The sequence below is a fragment of the Vogesella sp. EB genome, assembly GCF_001037925.1.
GTDB classification, from domain to species: domain Bacteria; phylum Pseudomonadota; class Gammaproteobacteria; order Burkholderiales; family Chromobacteriaceae; genus Vogesella; species Vogesella indigofera.
In genome coordinates, this window is sequence record NZ_LFDT01000001.1 from 270639 (window position 1) to 290790 (window position 20152).

Annotated in this window: 15 protein-coding genes; 12 read left to right on the top strand and 3 right to left on the bottom strand. The window is 62.2% G+C overall.

Going from position 1 to position 20152, the window contains the following annotated elements; translation table 11 throughout:
- Positions 1-110 precede the first annotated feature (110 nt).
- Positions 111-3992 (bottom strand): phosphoribosylformylglycinamidine synthase, encoded by a 3882-nt coding sequence (gene purL / locus ACG97_RS01310; RefSeq protein ID WP_047965485.1) that lies wholly within the window; start codon positions 3990-3992, stop codon positions 111-113.
- A 149-nt stretch (positions 3993-4141) separates the two neighbouring features.
- Between purL and ACG97_RS01315 the strand changes: the two genes are divergently transcribed.
- A complete protein-coding gene (locus ACG97_RS01315) occupies positions 4142-4480 on the top strand; it encodes a P-II family nitrogen regulator (protein ID WP_047965486.1) in 339 nt (112 codons plus the stop codon).
- 74 nt (positions 4481-4554) lie between these two features.
- Here ACG97_RS01315 and ACG97_RS01320 read toward each other — a convergent pair whose 3' ends face one another.
- The gene (locus ACG97_RS01320) at positions 4555-5346 is read right to left on the bottom strand and encodes an outer membrane protein assembly factor BamD (RefSeq protein ID WP_047965487.1); all 792 of its coding nucleotides are present in this window, start codon (positions 5344-5346) and stop codon (positions 4555-4557) included.
- Between the two features lie 145 nt (positions 5347-5491).
- Between ACG97_RS01320 and rluD the strand changes: the two genes are divergently transcribed.
- The 10 genes from rluD to ACG97_RS01365 all read left to right on the top strand — a co-directional run bounded on the left by rluD (position 5492) and on the right by ACG97_RS01365 (position 18329).
- The gene (gene rluD / locus ACG97_RS01325) at positions 5492-6610 is read left to right on the top strand and encodes a 23S rRNA pseudouridine(1911/1915/1917) synthase RluD (protein WP_082133604.1); all 1119 of its coding nucleotides are present in this window, start codon (positions 5492-5494) and stop codon (positions 6608-6610) included.
- Complete coding sequence (pgeF, locus tag ACG97_RS01330; RefSeq protein ID WP_082133605.1) at positions 6585-7364, top strand: peptidoglycan editing factor PgeF; 780 nt, start codon at positions 6585-6587, stop codon at positions 7362-7364. The genes rluD and pgeF overlap by 26 nt, the downstream gene beginning before the upstream one ends.
- A gap of 470 nt (positions 7365-7834) precedes the next feature.
- Positions 7835-10693 carry a ribonucleoside-diphosphate reductase subunit alpha gene (locus tag ACG97_RS01335; RefSeq protein ID WP_255348016.1) on the top strand — a complete coding sequence of 953 codons (2859 nt, stop codon included), beginning with the start codon at positions 7835-7837 and terminating at the stop codon, positions 10691-10693.
- A gap of 169 nt (positions 10694-10862) precedes the next feature.
- Positions 10863-11444, top strand: a complete 582-nt coding sequence (locus ACG97_RS01340; protein ID WP_047965553.1) for a hypothetical protein — start codon at positions 10863-10865, stop codon at positions 11442-11444.
- A gap of 101 nt (positions 11445-11545) precedes the next feature.
- On the top strand, positions 11546-12625 hold the full coding sequence (locus tag ACG97_RS01345; RefSeq protein WP_047965489.1) for a ribonucleotide-diphosphate reductase subunit beta: 1080 nt from the start codon (positions 11546-11548) through the stop codon (positions 12623-12625).
- A gap of 116 nt (positions 12626-12741) precedes the next feature.
- The gene (locus ACG97_RS17100; RefSeq protein WP_082133606.1) at positions 12742-14037 is read left to right on the top strand and encodes an ATP-binding protein; all 1296 of its coding nucleotides are present in this window, start codon (positions 12742-12744) and stop codon (positions 14035-14037) included.
- Positions 14038-14348: 311 nt separating this feature from the next.
- Positions 14349-14816: a transposase gene (locus ACG97_RS01350; protein ID WP_047965490.1), complete on the top strand. Its 468-nt coding sequence runs from the start codon at positions 14349-14351 to the stop codon at positions 14814-14816.
- A 324-nt stretch (positions 14817-15140) separates the two neighbouring features.
- Complete coding sequence (gene yghU / locus ACG97_RS01355; protein ID WP_047965491.1) at positions 15141-16028, top strand: glutathione-dependent disulfide-bond oxidoreductase; 888 nt, start codon at positions 15141-15143, stop codon at positions 16026-16028.
- A gap of 304 nt (positions 16029-16332) precedes the next feature.
- Positions 16333-17397, top strand: coding sequence for an RNA methyltransferase (locus ACG97_RS01360; protein WP_047965492.1), 1065 nt, complete (start codon positions 16333-16335; stop codon positions 17395-17397).
- Positions 17398-17465: 68 nt separating this feature from the next.
- Positions 17466-18329, top strand: coding sequence for a hypothetical protein (locus tag ACG97_RS01365; protein ID WP_047965493.1), 864 nt, complete (start codon positions 17466-17468; stop codon positions 18327-18329).
- A 94-nt stretch (positions 18330-18423) separates the two neighbouring features.
- Here ACG97_RS01365 and ACG97_RS01370 read toward each other — a convergent pair whose 3' ends face one another.
- Entirely contained in the window at positions 18424-19362 is a 939-nt protein-coding gene (locus ACG97_RS01370; protein WP_047965494.1) for a LysR family transcriptional regulator, read from the bottom strand.
- Between the two features lie 97 nt (positions 19363-19459).
- Between ACG97_RS01370 and ACG97_RS01375 the strand changes: the two genes are divergently transcribed.
- Positions 19460-20113 carry an oxygen-insensitive NAD(P)H-dependent nitroreductase NfsB gene (locus tag ACG97_RS01375; RefSeq protein ID WP_047965495.1) on the top strand — a complete coding sequence of 218 codons (654 nt, stop codon included), beginning with the start codon at positions 19460-19462 and terminating at the stop codon, positions 20111-20113.
- The last annotated feature ends 39 nt before the right edge of the window (positions 20114-20152 follow it).

Here is a 20152-nt window from a genome sequence, read left to right on the forward strand (position 1 = left end):
CCGGCCATGTGGCCGGCGTTTTTTATTGCGGCCAACCTTGTGTTATCGGTAGGCACCATAAAAAACACCCCGCAGTGGCGGGGTGTTTTGTCTGCATCGCGGCGAATCGCTTAGCCGATCCAGCGACGGGCACTGGCGAACATGCGGAACCAGGCGCCGTTTTCGTCCCACTCCGCCGGATGCCAGCTGTTCTGCAATGTGCGGAACACGCGCTCAGGGTGCGGCATCATAATGGTGAAGCGGCCGTCCGGCGTGGTAACGCCGGTGATACCTGCCGGCGAGCCGTTCGGGTTCATCGGATAGGTCTCGGTCGGCTGGCCGTTGAAGTCCACATAGCGCAGCGCGGTCAGCACCTGCTCCTGTGCGCCCGGGGCAAACACCGCGCGGCCTTCACCGTGCGACACCACCACCGGCAGTTTGGAGCCGATCATGTCCTGCAGGAAGATCGACGGCGATTCGGTGACTTCCACCATCGCGAAGCGGGCTTCGAACTGCTCGGAAGCGTTGCGGTTCAGCTTCGGCCAGTACTGCGCGCCCGGAATGATATCCGACAGGTTGGACATCATCTGGCAACCGTTGCACACCCCCAGCGCGAAGGTATCACCGCGACCGAAGAAGGCTTCGAACTGCTCGCGCGCCTGCGCGTTGAACAGGATGCTCTTCGCCCAGCCCTCGCCGGCGCCCAGCACGTCGCCGTAGCTGAAGCCGCCGCACGCCGCCAGACCCTTGAAATCGGCCAGCCGGATACGGCCGGCGATCACGTCGGACATGTGCACATCGACCGCCTCGAAACCGGCGCGGGTAAACGCCGCGCCCATCTCGATCTGGCCGTTGACGCCCTGCTCGCGCAGGATGGCGATGCGCGGACGCGCGCCGGTGGCGATGAACGGCGCCGCCGGATTGTCCTTGGTGTCGAAAGTCAGCTCGGCAAACAGGCCGCGCGAGGCGGTGTCGGCGATCTGCGCATACTCGCTGTCGGCGCCGGCAGGGTTGTCACGCAGGCGTTGCAGACGGTAGCTGGTCTCGGACCAGGCTTGCTGCAGCGCGACGCGCGATTCGGCCAGCACCACTTCTTCGCCATGCAACAGGGTCAGGGTGTTGTCGTCGGTTGGCACGCCGATGACGCTGGTTTCGGCGCCGAGACCGGCGGCGGCAAAGCGCGCCAGCACTTCGTCGATCTGGTCGACGGCAACCTGCATCACCGCGCCCAGCTCTTCGTTGAACAGCACCGCGTTGACGTTGGCCGCAGTGTCGTCGGTCAGTACCGACAACTCGACTTGTGCGCCAAGGTGACCGGCGAAGCACATTTCCGCCAGCGTGGCGAACAGGCCGCCGTCAGAGCGGTCGTGATAAGCCAGCAGCAGCTCGTCCTGCACCAGCGACTGGATGGTGTGGAAGGCAGCAGCCAGTTTGGCCGCCTGATCCACGTCCGGTGTCTGGCCGTTCATGTCGTTCCACACCTGGCCGAAGATCGAACCGCCGAGGCGGTTGCGACCGGCACCCAGATCCAGCAGCAGCAGCGCGCTGTCGGCGGCCTGCAGCTGCGGCGTCACCGTCTTGCGCACGTCGGCCACCGGGGCAAACGCGGAGATGATCAGCGACAGCGGTGCGGTCACCGACTTCTTCTCGCCCTGGTCTTCCCATACCGTCTTCATTGACAGCGAATCCTTGCCTACCGGAATGCTGACGTCGATGTCGATACAGATGTCGGACACCGCTTTCACGGTGGCGTACAGATTGGCATCCTCGCCCGGGTGACCGGCAGCGGCCATCCAGTTGGCGGATAGCTTGACGTTGCCCAGCTCGCCAACGTTGGCCGCGGCCAGGTTCAGCAGCGACTCGCCCACCGACATGCGGCCGGCGGCCGGGGCCGAGAACAACGCCGCCGGCGTACGCTCGCCCATCGCCATCGCTTCGCCCTTGGTGGTGTTGAAGCCCATCGCGGTCACGGCAACGTCAGCCACCGGCACCTGCCACGGGCCAACCATCTGGTCGCGCGCGGTCATGCCGCCCACGGTACGGTCGCCGATGGTGATCAGGAAGGACTTGTCGGCCACGGTCGGGTTACGCAGCACGCGGTACGCCGATTCCTTGGTGTCGTATTGCGCGGCGTCGAAGGCGTCGGTCACCACGACACGGGTAGTCACGTCGCGGGTCATGCGCGGCGGCTTGCCCAGCAGCACTTCCAGCGGCATGTCGACCGGGTTGTTGTCGAAATGATCGTCACGCACCTGCAGGTGGCCGTCATCGGTGGCCACGCCCAGCACCGCGAACGGGCAACGCTCGCGCTCGCAGATGGCAGTGAACAGCTCCAGGTCGGCCGGCATCACGGCCATCACGTAGCGCTCTTGCGATTCGTTGGACCAGATCTGCATCGGGGTCATGCCTTTTTCTTCCAGATGCACCTTGCGCAAATGGAAGATGGCACCACGACCGGCGTCGTTCACCAGCTCGGGGAAGGCATTGGACAGGCCGCCGGCACCGACGTCGTGAATCGACACGATCGGGTTGGCCGCGCCGCGCTGCCAGCAGCGGTCGATCACTTCCTGGCAACGGCGTTCGATTTCCGGGTTGCCGCGCTGTACCGAATCGAAGTCCAGGTTTTCGCTGTTGGCACCGGTATCCATCGACGATGCCGCGCCGCCACCCAGACCGATCAGCAGGCTCGGGCCACCAAGCTGGATCAGCAGCGCGCCTTCCGGAATCTCGTTCTTGAAGATCTGCTGTTCCTGGATGCTGCCCAGGCCGCCGGCGATCATGATCGGCTTGTGGTAGCCGCGACGCTCGCCCTGGAAGTTGTCTTCAAAGGTACGGAAGTAGCCGGCCAGGTTCGGGCGGCCGAATTCGTTGTTGAACGCGGCGCCGCCGATCGGGCCTTCGAGCATGATGTCGAGTGCCGAGGCGATGCGGCCCGGCTTGCCGTAGCTGGCGTCTTCCCACGGCTGCTGGAAGCCCGGAATGTTCAGGTTGGAGACAGTAAAACCGGACAGGCCAGCCTTCGGGCGCGAGCCGCGACCGGTAGCGCCTTCGTCACGGATTTCGCCACCGTTACCGGTCGAGGCGCCGGGGAACGGCGAGATCGCGGTCGGGTGGTTGTGCGTTTCCACTTTCATCAGAATGTGGGTCGGCTCTTCGCTGTAGGCGTAGGTATTGCTGTCCGGCTGCGGATAGAAGCGCTCGATGGTGGCGCCGTCGATTACCGAGGCGTTGTCCTTGTAGGCCACGCGGGTGCCTTGCGGATGCGCGTCGTGGGTGTCACGGATCATGCGGAACAGCGACTTGCCCTGCTCTACGCCATCGACGATGAACTGCGCATTGAAAATCTTGTGACGGCAGTGCTCGGAGTTGGCCTGCGCGAACATCATCAGTTCGACGTCGGTCGGGTTGCGCTCCAGCTTGATGAAGTTTTCGACCAGATAGTCGACTTCATCCGGCGACAGCGCCAGGCCCATGTCAAGGTTGGCCGCATCCAGCGCCGCCTTGCCGCCGCCGAGGATGTCGACGGTGGACAGCGGTTGTGGCTCGATGTGCACGAACAGGCGCTCGGCATCGGCCAGCGACGGCAGCACGGTTTCGGTCATGCGATCGTGCAAGAGGCCCGCCAGACGTTGACGAGCCTCTTCGGTCAATGGGGTGGCTGCGGTGACGTGGAAGGCAATACCGCGCTCGATGCGCAATACCTGCTCCAGACCGCAGTGGCGTGCGATATCGGTAGCCTTGGAAGCCCATGGCGACAGCGTGCCAAGACGCGGCGTAACCAGGAAAAGATCGCCGGTAGGCTGCTGCGCCAGCGGCGGTTCGCCGTAGGTCAGCAATTTTTCCAGCACGGCGACTTGCGCCTCGCTCAGTGGCGCTTCACTTTCGGTAAAGTGCCAGTACTCTGCCGCAATAGTCAGATCGGGTAGACCTGCTTCGCGAGCAGCAGCAAGAAGTTTATCGAGTCGGAACTGGGACAGGGCGACACCGCCCCGCAGCTTGAGAACGTGCGACATTGGATACCCGCAACAATGAAGACAAGGATCAGGGAAGCGCGTCATAATACACGAAACCCCCTGTCTTTATAAGGCCAGAATTCGTATTTTGTCTGACAGCAGGCGCCGTTCGAACGCGCTTACCCGCAAAAATTCAAGGAGTTACTTCAATGAAGAAAGTCGAAGCGATCATCAAGCCGTTCAAACTGGACGAAGTGCGCGAAGCGCTGTCCGAAATCGGCATCAATGGCCTGACCGTCACCGAGGTCAAGGGCTTCGGCCGCCAGAAGGGACACACCGAACTATACCGCGGTGCCGAGTACGTGGTCGACTTCCTGCCCAAGGTCAAGATCGAGGTGGTCATCGCCGACGACCTGGTGGAACGCGCCATCGAATCCATCGTCAGCACCGCCCGCACCGGCAAGATCGGTGACGGCAAGATTTTCGTGACCGCGGTGGAACAGGTGGTCCGTATCCGTACCGGCGAAACCAACGAAGACGCTGTATAAGCCACTGACACAGCAATGAAAAACGGCACCCGCAGGTGCCGTTTTTCATGGAGCCAAGGTTGGCCGCAAGGGCATCAACCCCAGAACTTCCACCACGACTGCTCGCGCACCTGCCACGGCGTCTGCAGATAGTTGCTCTGCGGGAAGTTCAGCTGCAGCACGCGACGGGCATCGGCCGCCATGTCTTTCATCCCCAGCTGCTCGTAGGCCACCACGATGATGGCCAACGCTTCTTCATTGTGCCCTGTGTTGGCGTACTCCTTCACCACCGTCTGCGCGCGATTGATGGCCGCCAGCCAGGCGCCACGCTTCATGTAGTAGCGGGCGACGTGCACTTCGCTGGCCCCCAGCGCGTTGATCAGGCGCACCATCTTCTCGGTGGCATCTGCGCTGTACTGGCTCTGCGGGAAGCGTGCCACCAGCTCCTGGAAGGCCTGGTAGGATTCGCGCGCCGCTTTCGGATCGCGCTCGCTCATGTCCTGACCGGACAGGCGCGACATCCACGAGCTGTCCTCGTTGAAGTACACCAGACCCTTCAGGTAGTACATGTAGTCCAGGTTCGGATGCGACGGGTACAGGCGGATGAAGCGGTTGGCCGAGGCAATCGCCAGCTCCGGCTCGGCATCCTTGTAATGGGTATAGGCTTCGTCCATCAGCGCCTGCTGCGCGTAGCGCCCGTACGGGAAGCGCGCCTGCAAGGTTTCATACAGTTTCAGCGAACGCTGATAGTTGCCACCATCCAGCTCTTCGCGCGCCGTGGCGTAGATGCGTTCTACCGTCCAGCCGCGGGTTTCATCTTTGGTGTCCACCGTGGCGCAACCTGCCATCAACACGACGGCCAGCAAGGCTACAAAACTATTTTTCATGAGGTGTCCTTGTTTGACTGCCGTCGATTATAACCAAAACAGCATTTTGCGCACCCCCGCCGTTTCGGGCGGCGCGCAAACAGCAACGGGACAATCCCGCCCGACTCCTTTAAAATCACCCGATTTACCTCACGCCAGCAAAGACATGAACGAACACGACACCCATCCCGACGAGCTACTGGACGACGAAACCCTGGATAGCGAAGCGGAAACCGGCGGCGAGGCCAAACAGTTTACCGTGCCTTACGAGCTGTCCGGCGAACGCCTGGACGCCGCACTGGCCAAGATGCTGCCGGACTACTCACGCAGCCGCATGACCCAATGGATCAAGGACGACAAGGTCAGCGTCGACGGCAAGCACGTACCCGGCAAGACCAAGCTGCTGGGCGGCGAGATCGTGCGCGTGGAAGTGGTTGCCGCACCGGAAGCGCTGTCCTACGTGCCGGAAGACGTACCCTTCCCGGTCATCTATGAAGACGAGCACCTGCTGGTGGTCAACAAGCCGGCCGGCATGGTGGTCCATCCGGCGGTCGGCAACTGGAGCGGCACCCTGCTCAACGGCCTGCTGTTCCGCCATCCGGAACTCGCGCACATCCCGCGCGCCGGCATCGTGCACCGCCTCGACAAGGACACCTCCGGCCTGATGGTCGTCGCCAAGACGCTGCAGGCGCAGACCGACCTGGTGCGCCAGCTGCAGGCGCGCACCGTGAAGCGCATCTACCGCGCGGTCGCCACCGGCGTGGTGCCCTACGACGGCAAGATCGAAACCCTGATCGGCCGCGACCCGCACAACCGCCTGCGCATGGCGGTGGTGCGTTTCGGCGGCAAGCCGGCGATCACCCACCTGCGCGTACTGGAACGCTACGACGACTTCAGCTACGTGGAATGCAAGCTGGAAACCGGCCGCACCCACCAGATCCGCGTACACATGAAGGAAGCCAAGCACCCGCTGGCCGGCGATCCGCTGTACGGTAACGCCCGTCACCACGGCAGCGAAGCCGTCGACGAAGCGGTGCGCAGCCTCGGCCGCCAGGCGCTGCACGCCTACAAGCTGTCGCTGGTGCACCCGGTTACCGGCGCCACCCACAGCTGGAGCGCGCCGCTGCCGGACGACATGAAGGCGCTGCTGGCCATCCTGCGCGACGAGCGCGAGATCAAGCTGAACAAGGCCAAGGCACAGACGCCGCTCGGCGCAGCGATGGAAGACGACGACGATGACTGGGACGAGGACGACTACGATGTGGAAACCCATTACATCCGCTGACACCCCCGCCGAGCCGGCCGACCTGTCGTGGCGTGAGGCCGGCTGGCCGCTGGCCGGCAAGGTCGGCACGCTGATCACCAGCCGTGACGGCGGCGTCAGCCCGCCACCCTACGCCAGCCTGAACCTGGGCGACCACGTCGGCGACACTGCGGCCAACGTGGCCGCCAACCGCGCCCGCCTGCGCGAACGGCTGCAGGCGGAACCGGCCTGGCTGCAGCAGGTGCACGGCATCGCCGTGGTCGACGCCGCCACGGTTACTCCCGGTCAGCCACCGCAGGCGGACGCCAGCTTCAGCCGCACCCCCGGCGCGGTGTGCTGCATCATGACCGCCGACTGCCTGCCGGTACTGCTGGCCGATCGCGCCGGCAGCGTGGTCGGCGCCGCCCACGCCGGCTGGCGCGGCCTGCTGAACGGCGTCATCGAGGCCACCGTCAGTGCCATGAACGAGCCTGCGGCCAACCTTGTCGCCTGGCTCGGCCCCGCCATCGGCCCGGACGCGTTCGAAGTGGGCGCCGAAGTGCGCGAAGCCTTCCTCGCCCACGACGTGCACGCGGTGCAGGCGTTCGACCCGATCGGCGACGACAAATACCTGGCCGACATCTACCTGCTGGCACGGCAACGGCTGGCGGCCATCGGCATCAGCGAAGTCTACGGTGGCGACGAGTGCACGGTGATCGACCGCGAGCGCTACTTCTCCTACCGCCGCGACGGCGTCACCGGCCGCATGGCCAGCCTCATCTGGCTCAAACCGTAAACAAAAACACCAGATGTTGTGGTCAACGGGCAGCTGCAGCTGCCCTTTTTCTTTGGCAAAACGTCGCATCCATGCCACATCGCTATGATGTTGCAATGAAATGACAGCCGGCGCGGCAGCGGCAAACCCTTGTCTTTGCAAGGCATCCGCCAGCGGCGCCACAAGTGCCGAAAATTCCCGAAAATATTTCTGCCGCCGCAAAGCCAATAACGGCGCGGGTTTGCGCGTTTCCGTCGCCTGTCAAGACTTGTTCGGCACCGCCTTAACCACTAGAATTTGCGCCATTCTCGCGTCACGACAGTACATCTTGTGTTTGTACACAGCTCGCACACAGCTTTTCAACAGAGTTGTCCACAGCCGTGACAAACCCGAGCAACGCGGGCCACCCACCCGGCCAACCCGGGGCCGTCCGCTGTTGCAAGGCAGGCCGCAGGGTCATCCGAACAACCCCACCCCACCACGAGGGAAACATGACAATGCAAACCACTACTTTTGACGGGCAAATGGCTGCCGAACTGGGCCGCGCCGCCGCCCCCCAGGACGACTACAGCCAGTACAAGACCATCCGCCGCAACGGCGCCGTGGTCGCGTTCGAGCCGGTCAAGATCTCCATCGCCATGACCAAGACCTTCCTCGCGGTAATGGGCGCCCAGGGTGCCAACTCCGCCAGCATCCGCGACAAGGTCGCGCAGCTGACCGAAGGCGTGGTCAGCGCGCTGATGCGTCGCAAGCCGGAAGGCGGCGCCATCCACATCGAAGACATCCAGGATCAGGTTGAACTGTCGCTGATGCGCTCCGGTGAACACGACGTCGCCCGCGCCTACGTGCTGTACCGCGAGCAGCGCACCCAGGAGCGTGCCGCCCGTGGCGAAGCACTGCACCAGATCCAGATCAACGTGATCCGCAAGGACGGCCGCAAGCAGCCGCTGGACGTGGCCCGCCTGCGCGCCAGCATCGAATCCGCCTGCCAGGGCCTGGCCGCCACCGACGTGGACGCCATCCTGTCCGAGACACTGAAGAACATCTACGACGGCGTGCCGGAAGAAGAAGTCAACAAATCCGCCATCCTCGCCGCCCGTGCGCTGATCGAGCAGGACCCGGCCTACGACTACGTGACCGCCCGCCTGCTGCTGGGCAACATCCGCCTCGAGATCCTCGGCGAAGCCATCGCCCAGGAAGAAATGGGCAGCCACTACCCGCTGTACTTCCCGACCTTCATCAAGAAAGGTATCGAGGCAGAACTGCTGGACGAAAAGCTGGCCGAATTCGACCTGAAAAAACTCGGCGCCGCGCTGAAGCCGGAGCGCGACCTGCAGTTCGGCTACCTCGGCCTGCAAACCCTGTACGACCGCTACTTCCTGCACATCGACGGCACCCGCATCGAAATGCCGCAGGCGTTCTACATGCGCGTCGCCATGGGCCTGGCACTGAACGAAGTGGACCGCGAAAACCGCGCCATCGAGTTCTACAACGTGCTGTCCAGCTTCGACTTCATGTCGTCGACCCCGACCCTGTTCAACGCCGGCACCCGTCGCAGCCAGCTGTCCAGCTGCTACCTGACCACCATCGCCGATGACCTCGACGGCATCTACGAAGGCATCAAGGAAAACGCGCTGCTGTCCAAGTTCGCCGGCGGCCTCGGCAACGACTGGACGCCGGTGCGCGCCATGGGCAGCCACATCAAGGGCACCAACGGCAAATCGCAGGGCGTGGTGCCGTTCCTGAAAGTGGTCAATGACACCGCCGTGGCGGTCAACCAGGGTGGCAAGCGCAAGGGCGCGGTATGTGCCTACCTGGAAACCTGGCACGCCGACATCGAGGAATTCCTCGAACTGCGCAAGAACACCGGTGATGACCGTCGCCGCACCCACGACATGAACACCGCCAACTGGATTCCGGACCTGTTCATGAAGCGGGTGATGGAAGGTGGTGAGTGGACACTGTTCTCGCCGTCCGAAACCCCGGACCTGCACGACCTGTTCGGCCAGGCGTTTGAAAAAGCCTACGTCGCCTACGAAGCCAAGGGCCGTCGCGGCGAGCTGAAAGTGTTCAAGCAGATCCCGGCGCTCACCCTGTGGCGCAAGATGCTGACCATGCTGTTCGAGACCGGCCACCCGTGGGTGACGTTCAAGGACCCGTGCAACATCCGCAGCCCGCAGCAGCACATGGGCGTGGTCCACAGCTCCAACCTGTGCACCGAAATCACCCTGAACACCAACGACGACGAAATCGCCGTCTGCAACCTGGGTTCGGTCAACCTGTCGCGCCACATGAAGGACGTGGGCGGCAAGCTGGAGCTGGACACCGAGAAGGTGGCCCGTACCGTGCGCGTGGCACTGCGCATGCTGGACAACGTCATCGACATCAACTTCTACCCGGTGAAGAAGGCGCGCAACTCCAACCTGAAGCACCGTCCGGTCGGCTTGGGCATCATGGGCTTCCAGGACTGCCTGCACCAAATGCGCATCGCCTACGCCTCCGACGCGGCGGTGGAATTCGCCGACGTATCGATGGAAGCCGTCGCCTACTACGCCTACCTCGCCTCCACCGAGCTGGCCGAAGAGCGTGGCCGCTACCCGTCGTACAAGGGCAGCCTGTGGGATCGCGGCATCCTGCCGCACGACAGCATCAACCTACTGGCGGCCGAGCGCGGCGGCTACCTGGAAGTGGACCGCAGCGAGCGCATGGACTGGAGCGTGCTGCGCAAGCGCATCGCCGAACACGGCATGCGTAACAGCAACTGCCTGGCCATCGCCCCGACCGCGACCATCGCCAACATCATCGGCGTGTCCGCCTCGATCGAGCCGACCTACCAGAACCTGTTCGTGAAATCCAACCTGTCCGGCGAATTCACCGTCACCAACGAATACCTGGTGCGTGACCTGAAGAAACTGGGCCTGTGGGACGAAGTGATGGTCGCCGACCTGAAATACTTCGACGGCAGCCTGGGCCGCATCGACCGCGTACCGGCCGAGCTGAAAGCCATCTACGCCACCGCGTTCGAAGTGGACCCGAAATGGCTGGTGGACGCCGCCTCGCGTCGCCAGAAGTGGATCGACCAGGCGCAATCGCTGAACCTGTACCTGGCCGGCGCATCGGGCAAGAAGCTGGACGAGCTGTACAAGTACGCATGGATTCGTGGCCTGAAAACCACCTACTACCTGCGCACCCTGGGCGCCAGCTCGGCGGAGAAATCCACCGGTCGTGGCGGCGAGCTGAACGCCGTGGCCTCGGCCCCGGTTGCTGCCGCAGCCGAAGTGGACAACACCCCGGCCACCGACGCCAAGTTCTGCTCCATCGACAACCCTGACTGCGAGAGCTGCCAGTAAGTTGTCCCCGCGTGGGCACGGCCGCAAGGCTGTGTCCCGCCCAAGGTTGGCCGCATGCGGCCAACCTTCATCCCTCAGCCGCTTCCCGCGAGGCGGCTGAGGGATGAGCCGAACCCGGCAAGCTGTCGCCGAGTCCAAGCAGCAGGAACCAGTCGTCAAGGAGAGCACCATGCGCCACTTACCGACACTGTGTGCCGCCGCCCTGCTGGCGGGCTGCACCACCATGGCCGACACCCTGCACGGATCGCTGACGCCGCCCGCGGGCTTGGGCTACGCCGTGTTTTCCATGACCGTACGCACCTACAACCCCGGCTACGCTACGGCCAACCTGAGCTGGCGCGGGCTGGACAACGGCCAGCACGGCATCGTGTACGCCAACTTCGGCACCGATACCGTGTTTGGCGAAGAAGGCATGACGCCGGTAGACGGCAAGCTGCAACTGCTGGCGCTACCACCGGGCCGCTACCAGCTGCAAACCGGCTACGCGCGCTGGAACGACGATCCGGGCGACGACCTTGTGTTCAATTACAAGGGCTACGCCAGCTTTCGCCTCGACAAGCCGTTTGAAGTACGCACCGGCGAAACCGTCTACCTCGGCCAGCTGCGCTTCAATCTGGACTACCGGCCGGACGTGGAATTTGGCGACGAGCAAAAACGGGACTTCGGCCACATGCGCCGCGTGTGGAAGATCAACGACCTGAGCGCTATCCGCCTGCAGCCGTTCAGCGGCAAGGCCGGGCGCAGCAACTGAATCACCGGTGGCAGCCGTGCGCTGCCACCTGAAAAACAGGCGGCCAACACAAGGTTGGCCGCAAGCAAAACTTGAACACTTAAAGAATCACTGGAGCCTACATGCTGAGCTTTGAAGACCCGATCCCGACCGCAACCCCGGCCAACACCCTGGACACCCACGGCACCAAGCGCGTCAGCGCCGCCGACAAGCGCGTGATCAACGGCACCACCGACGTCAACCAGCTGGTACCGTTCAAGCACAAATGGGCGTGGGAAAAATACCTGGCCCAGTGCGCCAACCACTGGATGCCGCAAGAAGTGAACATGCAGCGCGACATCGAGCAATGGAAAACCGGCCAGCTGACCGAAGACGAAATGCGCATCGTGAAGCGCAACCTCGGCTTCTTCGTCACCGCCGATTCGCTCGCCGCCAACAACATCGTGCTCGGCACCTACCGCCAGATCACCAGCCCGGAATGCCGCCAGTTCCTGCTGCGCCAGGCCTTCGACGAGGCCATCCACACCCACGCCTACCAGTACATCGTGGAAAGCCTGGGCCTGGACGAAGGCGAAGTGTTCAACGCCTACAACGAAATCAAATCCATCCGTGACAAGGACGAGTTCCTGCTGCCGTTCATCAACGTGCTGTGCCACCCGGAATTCAAGACCGGCACCCTGGAAACCGACCAGACCCTGCTCAAATCGCTGATCGTGTTCGCCTGCATCATGGAAGGCCTGTTCTTCTACGTCGGCTTCGTGCAGATCCTGGCGCTGGGCCGCCAGAACAAGATGACCGGCGCCGCCGAGCAGTACCAGTACATCCTGCGCGACGAGTCCATGCACTGCAACTTCGGCATCGACCTGATCAACACCATCAAGCTGGAACAGCCGGAAGTGTGGACCGAAGAATTCAAGGCCGAGATCACCGAGCTATTCCGCCACGCGGTCGAGCTGGAATACGCCTACGCCGAAGACACCATGCCGCGCGGCGTGCTGGGCCTGAACGCCAGCATGTTCAAGGAATACCTGCGCTTTATCGCCAACCGCCGCATGCAGCAGATCGGCCTGGAGCAGCTGTTCCCCGGCGTGAACAACCCGTTCCCGTGGATGAGCGAGATGATCGACCTGAAGAAAGAGAAGAATTTCTTTGAGACGCGGGTGACTGAATATCAGACTGGCGGGGCTTTGAGCTGGGATTAAGACACCAAAAGGACAAGGGAGCAGTGCTCCCTTTTTTTGTCAAAAAACATAATGACAATTGAAATTTCAATGACGTGAAATATCAATAATTCATTTATCAACAGTAACTGCACTCCATGCTTCAAAAAATTTTGAAAATCCCCTACTTTTCAAAAGAGGTTGAAATGAAAAAGCCTAATGAGGTTTTCACTCCGCGTGCAACTGAAATTAACACGGACATGTACATATCCCGTGAGCAAATTGAAAAATCCCTCGAATCCAAGATTCGACATGAAAACAAACATTTATTGATTCATGGTGATAGTGGCTGCGGAAAAACCTGGATGTATAAAAGAGTGCTAGGCACTCTACGGGCGACATATATTATTGTCAACCTTGCCAACGCCTCAAGACTTAAATCAATCCAAGAGGCAATTCGCCAGTCAACTAAAGGTGGCACATTTACCCAAACAGGTTACACGGAAACAAAATCCGCAAATGCAGGAATCCCTGCAGTTGCGTCTGGCGCTATTTCTCACGCCGCAACATATCAAAAAATTAGCGACGATCCACTAATTGATGCACTGGAAAATGTCAGCAAATCAGCAAAGAGTGGCCCGGGGATTATTGTACTAGATAACCTAGAGAGGATATTTGACTCGCCGGATTTGATGCGAGAGCTTGCCGACATTATTACACTTGTCGATGATGACGATTACTCAAAATATGGCGTCAAGTTAATTATCGTGGGAACACCTCACGATGTTCGCACATATTTCAGGAAAACACCAACCACTGCACCCATTTCAAATAGGCTGAATGCCCTTGAGGAGGTCTACAGATTGACTGATCAGCAGTCAAGAGATTTTTTTCAAAGAGGCCTAGTCAGTCAGCTTGGCATTTTGAAGGAAGACGATCCTGACTTCCAAACTGTGATCGATCACTCCATATGGATCACAGACAGTATTCCTCAACGCATTCATGAGTATGGCTTGATACTGTCTAATTCTAGAATTGAGAATAGTGCAGCAAGCTGGGAAGATGTTCTGCGCGATGCCGACAAGAAATGGATACAAGAACACCTTGAGAAAAATTACTCAATCATTGAAGGGGCAATGAATAAAAACTCAACAAAAATTCAGAGACGAAACCAAGTAATTTATTGCATTGGCAATATAAATACCAGAGATTTCAAGGCTTCGGATGTTGAGCAGTTCTTGCGCAAAAATTTTCCAACATCTACCGAAGAAATTGCTCTAAACATCCCGCAACTCATGTCAGAATTGCAAGACAACTTGTTGCGCAGAACACCTAAAGGCGATGCCTATACTTTTATTGACCCTGCATTCAAACTCTGCATTAGAGCAATGCTGGTTAAACAAGGTGAGCACATTGAAAAACTCGAAATTGCCGATGCAATGAGTAGCATTTAAAATTTTGCATATTACATGCAATCCAACACGTAGCCCGGACGTCGTTCCGGGTTTTTCTTTACCCGTAGCCCGGATAAGCCTAAGCGCATCCGGGGATTTGCTCACCTTACAAGAATCAATCACGCGACACATTGAGGCCACCTCCTCCGTCCACGTTTTGCCTTGCGGCCAACGTTGACGAGTCCCCGGATGCGCCTCTGGCTTATCCGGGCTACGCGTCTTTTTGCTGCGGTGGGGTGTTGGTCTTGCGGGCGTTTCGGGAGTGCCACCATTAATTCATAATGGGTAAATAGCTTTCACGGGAGGCGCTCATGGTTTTGTATCGTCGCAATCGCGTGGCTGGTGGCTGTTACTTCTTCACGGTGACACTACACGACCGGCGGCAACACTATCTCACGGATCATGTTGACCTGCTGCGCGAGGCGTTTCGGGTGGTGATGGCACGCAAACCGTTCACCATCGACGCCATCGTGATCCTGCCTGAGCATTTGCATTGCATCTGGACGCTGCCGGCGGGGGACGACGATTACCCGGCACGCTGGCAGGCGATCAAGGCGCATTTTGTCCGTGCGCTGGCCAAACGCGGCATCACCGCTGCCACGCAAGCCGATGGCGGCGCCGGCATTTGGCAGCGCCGCTACTGGGAGCACACACTGCGTGACGACGAAGATTTGGCCAATCATGTGCAATACATCCACTACAACCCGGTGAAGCACGGTCTGGCCGAGCGGGCGGAGGACTGGCCGTATTCGTCGCTGCTGCGGGGCCGGCGGCGTTGAACAACCGCCTTGCGGCCAACGTTGGTGTGCCGGGCGACGGTGCTGGGGCCGACTGTACACGGCTTCACGGCCACCGCCTTCGCTCACGTTTTGCCTTACGGCCAACGTTGGTGCATCCCCGGATGCGCCTTTGGCTTATCCGGGCTACGCGTCTGGATACCCCCAAAGTTGGCCGCAAGCTCTCTCCCCTGCACACACTGTTCTGTATCCCGCCGCTGGCGGCGACTTTAATTGCCGGCGCCGACCCCCATCTGTTCTGCATGTGGCGGCCGTGGTCGCCTTTCCTTCCTTGCCCTTAGCGGCACACCGACAGGACTTCTGCTCATGAGCGAATCGCGCTACACCCCGCCCCGCGTCTGGACATGGGATCAGGCCAATGGCGGCCAGTTTGCCAATATCAACCGCCCCATCGCCGGGCCGACCCACGAGCAGGCGCTGCCGGTGGGCGAGCACCCGCTGCAGCTGTATTCGCTGGCCACGCCCAATGGCGTGAAGGTGACCATCATGCTGGAGGAGCTGCTGGCGCTGGGCCATCGCGGTGCCGAGTACGATGCGTGGCTGATCCGCATCCACGAGGGCGAGCAGTTCGGCAGCGGCTTTGTCGCGCTGAACCCGAATTCGAAAATCCCGGTGCTGCAGGATCGCAGCGGTGCGCAGCCGCAGCGGGTGTTCGAATCCGGCGCCATTCTGCTGTATCTGGCGGAGAAGTTCGGCGCGCTGTTGCCGCAGGATCTGGCGGCGCGCACCGAATGCCTGTCGTGGCTGTTCTGGCAGATGGGCAGCGCGCCGTTCCTGGGCGGCGGCTTTGGCCATTTCTATGTCTACGCGCCGGAGAAGTTCGAATACGCGATCAACCGCTTCGCGATGGAGGCCAAGCGCCAGCTGGACGTGCTCGACCGCCGGCTGGCGGAAAACCGCTGGCTGGCGGGCGACGAGTACAGCATTGCCGATATCGCGGTGTGGCCGTGGTATGGCGAGCTGGTGCGCGGCAACCTGTATGGCGCGGCGGAGTTCCTGCAGGTGCAGGACTACCCGCACGTGCAGCGCTGGGCAAACGAGATGGCGGCACGGCCGGCGGTGCAGCGCGGGCGCATGGTGAACCGCCTGCGCGGCGAACTGAGCGAGCAGCTGCACGAGCGCCACGCCGCCAGCGATTTCGATACCCGCACCCAGGACAAGCTGCAGGCGCAAGCGGCCGCCACGCCGGCCTAAGAACCTGTTTACGATCTGCTGCGCTTCGGCGATACGGCGTTAAAAACGCCTTCGGAATGCTCATTTACGACTTGTAAACTCCGCTTCCTCAGTCGTTTTTGCCTTGTCTCGCTCTAGCTCGCGAGATCGTAGACAGGTTCTGATCGCACGCTAGTCCCGATACGCTTGCGGCCAACGTTGGCCGCAAGCGCAGCCCGCCCGCCAATCCGTAATCCCCCGCCCGTTTTGCCGCGACTTGCGCTACCCTGTGCGCCTTGTTTTCCAACGCGCGGCCAGGCTTGCGCGGCTTTACAGAACCGATCCCATGCGACTCCAGGAATTCCACCAAGCCCTCGCCGATCTCGGCGCCCGTCCCTGCCATATCGGCCGCATCAACCGTGCGTGGCTGAAAGGCCAGCCGCTGGATAGCGGCACCCGCCACCAGAAGGGCGAGCACTACTTTCCGCTGGCGGTACGCAACGGCCTGCCGTCGCTAGTGGCGCAGCTGGATGGGCTGGCGCGCATCGAATCGCAGCACCCGGCGGCGGATGGCTCGCTGCGGCTGCTGGTGGCGCTGAATGACGGCCAGATGGTGGAGAGCGTGCTGCTGCCACGCGACGGGCTGTGCGTGTCCAGCCAGGTGGGCTGCGCGGTGGGCTGTACCTTCTGCATGACCGGCAAGAGTGGGCTGCTGCGCCAGCTGGGCAGCGCCGAGATCGTGGCGCAGGTGGCGCTGGCTCGGCGCCTGCGTCCGGTAAAGAAGGTGGTGTTCATGGGCATGGGCGAGCCGGCGCACAATATCGACAACGTGCTGGACGCCATCAACCTGCTGGGCACCGACGGCAATATCGGCCACAAGAATCTGGTGTTCTCCACCGTCGGCGATCCGCGCGTGTTCGAGCGCCTGCCACAGCAGCAGGTCAAGCCAGCGCTGGCGCTGTCGCTGCACACCACCAATGCCGAGCTGCGCGCGCAATTGCTGCCGCGCGCACCGCGTTACGAGCCGGCGGAGCTGGTGGCGCTGGGCGAGGACTACGCGCGCCGCGTCGGCTACCCGATCCAGTACCAGTGGACGCTGCTGGCCGGCATCAACGACACGCAAGAAGAAATGGACGCCGCGGTGCAGCTGCTGCGCGGCAAGTACGGCGTGCTGAATATCATCCCGTACAACAGTGTGGACGGCGACCACTACCAGCGCCCGTCCGCCGAACGCATCCAGCAGCTCAAGCGCTACCTGCACGACAACGGCGTGCTGACCAAGGTGCGCGATTCCGCCGGCCAGGATATCGATGGCGGCTGCGGCCAACTGCGCGCCCGCGCCGCCGATGTGATCGACCACAGCCGCCTGCTGCGCCGCAATCGCAGCGACCAGGCCAGGCAAGCGGACTGAGCAAGCCGCCTGGCGGTATGGTTGCTGTCGCCATATGATGAAGCAGACTCTGACCGGAATGCCTCGCCATGCGCAAGCTTGCCCACCGGGTACTACTGATACTGGCCGCTTGCTGGGCCGCCACCGCACTGGCGGCGGAAATCGTTCGCTTTCCCGATTATCCGGACCCGAACAAGCGCTTCTTCCGTGCCGCGCTGCAACTGGCACTGGATAAAAGTGGCCAGGCCTATACGCTGAAGCCGGTGTTGCCGCAGATGCTGCAAGGGCGGTCGATTGCGCGCGCCATGGGCGCTGGCGGCGACATCGACGTGTTGTGGACCATGAGCACCCGCGAACGCGAAGCCTTGCTGCTGCCGGTGCGCTTTCCCGTGGACAAGGGCCTGCTGGGTTGGCGGATAGCCATCGTGCGACAGGACAAGGCGGCACAGTTTGCCAATGTGCAGACGGTGCAGGACTTGCGCTACTTTACCGCCGGCCAGGAGCACGACTGGCCGGACACCCGCATTTTGCGGGAAAGCGGCCTGCCGGTGATGACGGCCAGCCAGTACGACTCGCTGTTCAGGATGCTGGTGGTCAAACGCTTCGACTACTTTCCGCGCGGCGTGGCCGAGGCCTGGGCCGAGGTGGATGCGCGCCCCGAACTCGGCCTGACGGTCGACCGTTTCATCGTGCTGCGCTACCCGGCCGCCGAATACTTTTTTGTCACGCCGCGCAAGCCTTATCTGGCCGAACACATCTGGCAGGGCCTGCTCCGCGCCCAGGCCGACGGCAGCTTCGACCGGCTGTTCCATGCCCACTTCGACCCGCTGCTGCAGCGGGCCAGGCTATCGCAGCGCCGCGTCATCGAGCTGGATAACCCGATGATCGATGTGGGCCGGCTGCTGCCGGCCGATTCGCCGTGGTGGTATCGCCCGCTGCCGGCCGCCAACTAAACCAGACATGTCCGCATCTGTCCCAGAAAAAACCGCCAGCCGTTAACGGATGGCGGTTTTTGTGGCGCCCTGTGGTCTGGCGGCTGGGTGCGAGTCAGCGCCGTGGCTCGGCGGCAGCGGCCAGCAGGTTTTGCACGCCCTGCCAGCGCGCCTGCATACGCGGTAGCAAAAATGCCCGCAGCGCCTGCGCCAGCGTGCCGGACGCGCGGCGGTCGGCGCAGATCAGCCATAGCGGCGCCGCCTCGCCCTGCCAGTGGGGACACAGCGGCAACAGCCGGCCGGCAAGCAGGTCGTCGGCCACGTCCAGCATCGACTTGTAGGCGATGCCCTTGCCGGCCAGCGCCCAGCGCCGCACCACATCACCGTCGTCGGCCATGCGCAGGCCAGGCAGCGTGATGCTTTCCTGTTGCCCGTCGCGGTCAAACGACCACTGCTGATGCAGGCTATCGCCCAGCATGTAGCTGAGACAGACATGACCGTTCAGGTCGGCCGGCGTCCGGGGCGTACCGTGGCGTGCAAGGTAGTCAGGAGCCGCACACAGCACGCGGCGGTTGTCCGGCAGCAGGGGCAAGGCCACCAGCGAGGAATCGGCCGGCGTGCCGTAGCGGATGGCCAGATCCACCGGCTGGCGATACACGTCGGCCAGCCGGTCACCCATCTGCAGGCGCAGCGACAGTTGCGGATGCTGCGCCAGGAAATCGTCCAGCCACGGCAACAGCACGTTGCGGCCCAGGTCGGAGGGCAGCGACAACTGCAGCAGGCCGCGCAGCGCCGCCTGACCTTGGGCCGCCTGCTGTGCCGACGCCCACAGCGCCAGCATCTGCTGCGCCTGCGGCAGGAACTGTTCGCCCTGCGGGGTGAGCCGCAGATGGCGGGTGGAGCGCACGAACAGGCGCGCGCCCAGCTCCGCCTCCAGCCGTTTCAATGCGGCACTGGCCGCCGCCGGCGTCAGCCCCAGCGCGTGCGCGGCGGCGGTCAGACTGCCGGTTTCGGCGGTACGCACCATGATGTCGAGAGGATGCAGTGCTTTCATGTTCAAATTTTATTTGATAGTTATGCAAATAATACGCTATTTATCAAATAAATTTTCACAAGCATGATGGCACGCACACTGACAGCAAGGAGTCATCATGCACATCGCCGATCTGGTCCAAACCCGTTACACCACCAAATCCTTTGATCCGTCATTCCGCCTGACCGCCGCGCAGGCCGCCGACATCGAGAGCCTGCTGCGCTTCAGCCCGTCGTCCACCAATGCCCAGCCGTGGCACTTCGTGCTGGCCGACAGCGCCGAGGGCAAGGCGCGTGTCGCGCAGGCGACGCAAGGTTTCTACAGCTTCAATGAAGGCAAGATCCTGAACGCGGCGCGGGTGGTGGTGTTCTGCACCCGTGCCCAGCTGGACGACGCCCATCTGGCCACCCTGCTGGAGCAGGAAGACCGTGACGGCCGCTTTGCCAATGCAGACATCCGCGCCGGTCAACACCGCGGCCGCAGCCACTTCGTCAACCTGCACCGCTACGAGCTGCGGGACGCCGCGCACTGGATGGAAAAACAGACCTATCTCGCCGCCGGCACCCTGCTGCTGGGCGCCGCCGCCATGGGGCTGGATGCCTGCCCGATAGAGGGTTTCGATCAGCAGGCGCTGTCCGGGGCGCTGGATCTGCGGGCGCAAGGGCTGGTGCCGTCGCTGATCGTCGCGCTGGGTCGCCGTGCTACCGACGACTTCAACGCCACGCTGCCCAAGTCGCGGCTGCCGGCCGCGCAGACGATCACCCACCTGTAAGGCTTTGCGGCCAACCCTGCCGCAAGGTTGGCCGCATTG

What these genes read in the sequence shown, in the direction of transcription:
- ACG97_RS01350 (WP_047965490.1), top strand. Translation starts at nt 14,349, where the DNA reads ATGGTTTTGTATCGTCGCAATCGCGTGGCTGGTGGCTGTTACTTCTTC.
- rluD (WP_082133604.1), top strand. Translation starts at nt 5,492, where the DNA reads ATGAACGAACACGACACCCATCCCGACGAGCTACTGGACGACGAAACC.
- ACG97_RS01320 (WP_047965487.1), bottom strand. Translation starts at nt 5,346, where the DNA reads ATGAAAAATAGTTTTGTAGCCTTGCTGGCCGTCGTGTTGATGGCAGGT.
- ACG97_RS01370 (WP_047965494.1), bottom strand. Translation starts at nt 19,362, where the DNA reads ATGAAAGCACTGCATCCTCTCGACATCATGGTGCGTACCGCCGAAACC.
- ACG97_RS01360 (WP_047965492.1), top strand. Translation starts at nt 16,333, where the DNA reads ATGCGACTCCAGGAATTCCACCAAGCCCTCGCCGATCTCGGCGCCCGT.
- ACG97_RS01345 (WP_047965489.1), top strand. Translation starts at nt 11,546, where the DNA reads ATGCTGAGCTTTGAAGACCCGATCCCGACCGCAACCCCGGCCAACACC.
- ACG97_RS01365 (WP_047965493.1), top strand. Translation starts at nt 17,466, where the DNA reads ATGCGCAAGCTTGCCCACCGGGTACTACTGATACTGGCCGCTTGCTGG.
- ACG97_RS01340 (WP_047965553.1), top strand. Translation starts at nt 10,863, where the DNA reads ATGCGCCACTTACCGACACTGTGTGCCGCCGCCCTGCTGGCGGGCTGC.
- purL (WP_047965485.1), bottom strand. Translation starts at nt 3,992, where the DNA reads ATGTCGCACGTTCTCAAGCTGCGGGGCGGTGTCGCCCTGTCCCAGTTC.
- yghU (WP_047965491.1), top strand. Translation starts at nt 15,141, where the DNA reads ATGAGCGAATCGCGCTACACCCCGCCCCGCGTCTGGACATGGGATCAG.
- ACG97_RS17100 (WP_082133606.1), top strand. Translation starts at nt 12,742, where the DNA reads ATGCTTCAAAAAATTTTGAAAATCCCCTACTTTTCAAAAGAGGTTGAA.
- ACG97_RS01375 (WP_047965495.1), top strand. Translation starts at nt 19,460, where the DNA reads ATGCACATCGCCGATCTGGTCCAAACCCGTTACACCACCAAATCCTTT.
- ACG97_RS01335 (WP_255348016.1), top strand. Translation starts at nt 7,835, where the DNA reads ATGACAATGCAAACCACTACTTTTGACGGGCAAATGGCTGCCGAACTG.
- pgeF (WP_082133605.1), top strand. Translation starts at nt 6,585, where the DNA reads ATGTGGAAACCCATTACATCCGCTGACACCCCCGCCGAGCCGGCCGAC.
- ACG97_RS01315 (WP_047965486.1), top strand. Translation starts at nt 4,142, where the DNA reads ATGAAGAAAGTCGAAGCGATCATCAAGCCGTTCAAACTGGACGAAGTG.